This is a genomic window from Clostridium oryzae, assembly GCF_002029235.1.
GTDB classification, from domain to species: Bacteria; Bacillota; Clostridia; order Clostridiales; family Clostridiaceae; genus Clostridium_AE; species Clostridium_AE oryzae.
This window is the reverse complement of sequence record NZ_MZGV01000145.1, coordinates 1-2,041: the sequence shown is the minus strand read 5'-3', so window position 1 is coordinate 2,041 and position 2,041 is coordinate 1. Positions and strand designations below refer to the sequence as shown.

Below are 2,041 nucleotides of genomic sequence, written 5' to 3'. Positions count from 1 at the left end.
AAGTTAGAGTAGAAACAAATACCCTATAGGGTAAAGATTTTAAGAATAATAAGAAAAAAATGAGTTGTAATGTTCGTAATTAATAAAGACAGTTTTCTATTGAATGTTATGACTACATTATACAAGGGGGAAGTATAAATGGATAAACAGGACTTTATGAGAGAATTAAAGCGGGAACTTTCTGATTTTAATGAAGAGCAAAGAAATCAAATACTATATGATTATGAAAAGCAATTTAAAATGGGAGAAGAAAATGGGAAAAATAATATACAGCTCTTGAGAGAGTTTGGGAATCCTAGGGACATAGCTGCACAATACAGAAGCTCAGCATATAAAAACGCAGAAGCTTGGAATATAGAAAACAATATGGGCAATAAGCATAGAACGAAAAAAAGGCGTAAATTTATTGCTCTGCCAATTATATTCTTAGCTTTTATATTTTTAGGGACATTCATTGGACTTGGTTTTCGGCATGTGAAAGGACACAGATATGTTATTAATGAAACTAAAACTAGCAGCCTTAATGGGATAGATGAAATATCTGTAGATGTTTCTGATGCTAATTTAAATTTTTATAGTGGGAAGGGAAATAAGCTTAAGACAGCTGTGGATGGAACAATGAGTGCGATAGGTAATTATAGTAAACCACGCCTTAAATATTATAAATCGGGTAATACCTTGCATGTTGAATTTGGAGAAAGTCATCAGGTAATTATGTTTTCCGATAGTTCTAATATGAAAATGGATGTATATATTCCTGAAGCATATAAAAACTCTATCAAAGTAAAATCTTCGGAAGGAGATGTGTCAATAAGCAACTTTAAAATTGATAAGCTCAATTGCCAGTTGGATGATGGAGATTTAAATGTAAGTAATATAAATGTCAGTGAATTTAGCAATGAAAATTCAGAAGGAGATATTACTGCTAAAAATATAACTACGGATTCCGCATCAATTAACTCATCTGACGGAGATGTAAAATTAGATGAATTTAATGCAGCGTCAATTACTTATAATAACAGCGAAGGGAACCTTGAAGCAAATAATATATCAGTCAAATCATCATCCTTCGAATCTTCAGACGGTGACATTGACATCTCTGGTTTTAGCGGAGATATCAAGGCGGTTAATAGTGAAGGAGATACAAAAGTACAGTATAATGATTTTAATAATGATGTTCAGATAGAATCTTCAGATGGAGATATCCAGCTAGAGCTCCCGAGGGATGCTAAGTTTAATCTAGCGGCTAATACAGATGATGGTGACTTAAAATGTGATTTTCCTGTAACTGTTTCAGGTTCTAGATCAGAAAGTACTCTTAAGGGAAATGTGGGAAGCAGTTCTAATAAGGTGAAACTTAATAATTCCGAAGGAAATATTAGTATATCAAAATAATAATAATTTTAATAAATAACTAATATTCATATAGCATTGAATTAAGTGTGTTCAGTAATCTGTCTTATAGATTATGAATACACTTTTTTTATTCTATAGGGATTTACTATTTTTTTCAATTACGGATAACTTTTAATCAAAATTAAGATACACCACTAAATAAGAGAAAAGGTGGTTATTAAATGAAAAAACGATACAACGTGTTTACGAAGAAGTTAACAAGAAACAGTAATATATTTTGAAATTAGAGAATTAAGATAAGAAGGCAACAGAAGCAGTATAATAAAAGCATCTTGTTAATATTAAGAGTAAGGGCATTAAAAATGGTTACATACGACGGAGGCATTTGGAGTGAGTTTAGCAATTACCCATGTCTTTTAGGCAAATTTCCGTTAAGATGGCGAATTGTTTGAGGCGTAGCCGAGTTATGAGCCATTAGGAAATTTGACTAAAAGATGTGGTGTAATTGCTTAATGAACGTAACCGGCCGACATAGGGTGTAACCATTTTTTATTCTATAGGAAACTATGTAATTGCAAGGTTGTGGATAAGTGTGTAAAATATAGGTATTATGGTAGATAAGAAAATAACAGTAAAAGAAATATTAGTAGATAAGTATCAGGATTTTAAAAATAAATATTGGAGT

Annotated in this window: 1 protein-coding gene; it reads left to right on the top strand. The window is 31.4% G+C overall.

Features of this window, described 5'->3' with window-relative positions:
* Positions 1–138 precede the first annotated feature (138 nt).
* On the top strand, positions 139–1,395 hold the full coding sequence (locus CLORY_RS22695; RefSeq protein WP_079428853.1) for a DUF4097 family beta strand repeat-containing protein: 1,257 nt from the start codon (positions 139–141) through the stop codon (positions 1,393–1,395).
* Positions 1,396–2,041: the final 646 nt, after the last annotated feature.